Below are 3424 nucleotides of genomic sequence, written 5' to 3' on the forward strand. Positions count from 1 at the left end.
TCACCGAAGTGAGTCGGGGTATCAACATATCTGGCGTTGACTTTTGGCACGCTGTTGAGTTCTCAAGGAACGGACGCTTCCTTTGTACTCACCCTCTCGGGCTTTCCTCCGGGCGCTTCCCTTCGGTGTTTCTTTTGTTCTTGCGTTTCCGACTCTATCAGACTCTTTCGTGTCCGATTTCCTCGGTGCCTTTCCGGTTCCCGCTCCGGCCTTTCGGCTTTCGCGTTTCCCTTTCCGGCGGTTCCGACTCTATCAGATCCTTTCGGGCCTGATTCCCAGTCAGCGGGGGTTGTCTTCCCGGCTGTTGGGCCGTTCCGACGAGTGAGACTTTAGCGGAATCCTGGCTCCCGATCCAATCGGGGGCGTCCTTTCGAACGCCGATTCCTCATTTCGCAAATGCGCATGAAAGCGGGCCGAAGGCGGGTGCCGGAAGGGCACACGACGTCGATCGCTTGAATGGTTCTTGCGGAATGGCCGCCCGGGGACCGACCAAGTGGTCGACGCTCACGTCGGGCAACTCGGAGAACACTACGTAGCCCCTCCAGGAGTGTCAACTCCCTGACGCGCGGTCCGTCCGGGGCTACTCTGGGCGGCATGACAACGCATGCGTACACCCAGCTGTGGTGGGCCGCCTGACGGCGGCCGTACATACGCGTGTACCCAGCGGCCGCCGCTTCGGCGGCCGTTCTCGTCTCTCCCTCTGGGAGGCCCGGAGCCCGGTCGTCGGGACGGCGGCCTCGAGCAGGAGGCGGAGTGATGACGAGGATCTTCAGTGGGGTCAAGCCGACGGGGCATCTGACCCTGGGGAACTACCTGGGGGCCGTCCGGCAGTGGGCCGAGGTCGACCAGTACCGCGCCGACTCGCTCTTCAGCATCGTGGATCTGCACGCCCTGACGGTCGAGCACGATCCGGGGCGCGTGCGCAGGCTCAGCAGGCAGGCGGCCACGCTGCTGCTGGCGTCGGGGATCGATCCCGAGCGGGCCACCGTCTTCGTGCAGAGCCATGTCGATGAGCACGCGCGGCTCTCGTATCTGCTGGAGTGCGTCGCCACGGACGGCGAGATGCGGCGGATGATCCAGTACAAGGAGAAGGCCGCGCGGGAGCGGGCGCGGGGCGGGAGTGTGCGGCTCTCGCTGCTCACCTATCCCGTGCTGATGGCGGCGGACATCCTGGCGTACCGGGCCGACGAGGTGCCGGTCGGTGATGACCAGACGCAGCACGTCGAGCTGACGCGGGATCTGGCGGAGCGGTTCAACCAGCGGTACGGGCCGACGTTCGTGGTGCCGCGGGCCACGCCGCCCAAGGTGGCGGCGCGGGTCATGGATCTGCAGGACCCCACGTCGAAGATGGGCAAGTCCCACGAGGCCGGGGCGGGGATCGTCTATCTGCTTGACGAGCCGGACGTCGTACGGAAGAAGATCCTGCGGGCGGTCACGGACAGCGGGAGCGAGGCCGTGTTCGACCGGGACGCAAAGCCGGGGGTCTCGAATCTGCTGGAGATTCTCGCGGCCTGCCGAGGGGGGAGCCCGGAGGCGCTGAGTGGTGTGTACGAGTCGTACGGCGCGCTGAAGGCCGATGCCGCCGAGGCGGTGGTGGAGCTGCTGCGGCCCTTGCGGGAGCGGCACAAGGAACTGATGGCCGACCCCTCTTATGTGGAGGAGGTGCTGCGGCGGGGGGCCGAGCGGGCCAGAGAGATGGCCCGGCCCACGGTCGACGGGGCGTATCGGGCCATCGGCCTGCTGCCGGCCGCGTCCTCGCCGCAGCCGGTGACGTGACGTGACCTGACGTGGGGGCGGTGGCTCAGCTGTTGCTGCCGGAGGCCAGTTCGCGGCTGCGGTCGCGGGCCGCTTCCAGGGCCGCGATGAGCGCCGCCCGCACGCCGTGGTTCTCCAGTTCGCGGATCGCGTTGATCGTGGTGCCCGCGGGAGAGGTCACGTTCTCGCGGAGTTTCACCGGGTGCTCGCCGCTGTCGCGGAGCATGACGGAGGCGCCGACCGCCGCCTGGACGATCAGGTCGTGGGCCTTGTCGCGGGGCAGGCCGAGCAGGATGCCCGCGTCGGTCATGGCCTCGACGAGGAAGTAGAAGTAGGCCGGGCCCGAGCCTGACAGGGCCGTGCAGGCGTCCTGCTGGGTCTCGGGGACCCGGAGCGTCTTGCCCACGGCGCCGAAGATGTCCTCGGCGTGGGCAAGCGCCTCGGCGGTGGCGTGGCTGCCGGCGGAGATGACGGACATGCCCTCGTCCACCAGGACGGGGGTGTTCGGCATGACGCGGACGACGGGGGTGTGGTCGGCAAGGCGCTCTTCGATGAAGGCGGTGGTGATGCCGGCGGCGGCGCTGATGACGAGGCGGTCGGCGGTGACGTGCGGGGCGAGTTCGTCGAGGAGCTTCGCCATGTCCTGCGGCTTGCAGGCGAGGATGAGGGTGTCGGCCTGCTTGGCGGCGTCGGCGTTGCTGACGGGGGTGACGCCGTAGCGGGTGCTCAGTTCGTCGGCGCGTTCCTGGCGGCGGGTGGTGACCAGGAGGTCGGCGGGGGCCCAGCCGCCGCGGATCATGCCGCTGAGCAGGGCCTCACCGATCTTTCCGGTGCCGAGGACTGCGACTTTCTGGCTCGTGGTGCGGCTCATGGCGGGGGCCTTCCGGGGTTGCGTCGTCCGGGGGCCATCCTCGCATTGGGAGGTCGGGGGGAGCGGGGTTGTCCGGTGGGCGGACCTTTGTTCACGCCGTGCGGCGGCGCAGGGTCGCCGCGCCCAGGCACAGGACCAGCAGGGCGCAGAGCGCGACGATGACGGCGTCGCGTACGAAGTCGCCGGTGATGTCGGGGTGGCGCAGGACCTCGTTCATGCCGTCGACGGCGTACGACATGGGGAGGACGTCGGAGATTCCTTCCAGGACCGGCTGCATGCTGGGGCGGGGTGTGAAGAGGCCGCAGAGCAGGAGCTGGGGGAAGATCACCGCCGGCATGAACTGGACGGCCTGGAACTCGGACGCGGCGAACGCCGAGACGAACAGGCCGAGGGCGGTGCCGAGCAGGGCGTCGAGCAGGGCGACCAGGAGCAGCAGCCAGGCGGAGCCGGTGACGTCGAGGCCGAGGGCCCAGAGGGCGAGGCCGGTGGCGAGGGCGGACTGGACGACGGCGAGGGCGCCGAAGGCGAGGGCGTAGCCGGCGATGAGGTCGCCCTTGCCGAGGGGCATGGCGAGGAGGCGTTCGAGGGTGCCGGAGGTGCGCTCGCGCAGGGTGGCGATCGAGGTCACCAGGAACATCGTGATGAGGGGGAAGATCCCGAGGAGGGACGCGCCGATGGAGTCGAAGGTGCGGGGGTTGCCGTCGAACACGTACCGCAGGAGCAGGAGCATCACGCAGGGGACGAGGACCATCAGCGCGATGGAGCGCGGGTCGTGGCGGAGCTGGCGCAGGACGCGGG

General features: G+C 68.9%; 3 protein-coding genes. 1 reads left to right on the forward strand and 2 read right to left on the reverse strand.

Annotation, left to right across the window (positions count from 1 at the left end; translation table 11 throughout):
* The first annotated feature begins 756 nt into the window (after nucleotides 1-756).
* Complete coding sequence (gene trpS, locus GKQ77_RS30095) at nucleotides 757-1776, forward strand: tryptophan--tRNA ligase (RefSeq protein ID WP_219692282.1); 1020 nt, start codon at nucleotides 757-759, stop codon at nucleotides 1774-1776.
* 25 nt (nucleotides 1777-1801) lie between these two features.
* Here the strand turns inward: trpS and proC are convergent, their stop codons facing one another.
* Both proC and GKQ77_RS30105 read right to left on the reverse strand, forming a co-directional pair.
* Nucleotides 1802-2626, reverse strand: coding sequence for a pyrroline-5-carboxylate reductase (gene proC / locus GKQ77_RS30100; protein ID WP_219692283.1), 825 nt, complete (start codon nucleotides 2624-2626; stop codon nucleotides 1802-1804).
* Between the two features lie 91 nt (nucleotides 2627-2717).
* Nucleotides 2718-3424: ABC transporter permease (locus GKQ77_RS30105; protein WP_219692284.1), on the reverse strand; the 707-nt coding region annotated here is incomplete at its 5' end.

This window comes from Streptomyces anatolicus (genome assembly GCF_019400875.1).
GTDB classification, from domain to species: Bacteria; Actinomycetota; Actinomycetes; order Streptomycetales; family Streptomycetaceae; genus Streptomyces; species Streptomyces anatolicus.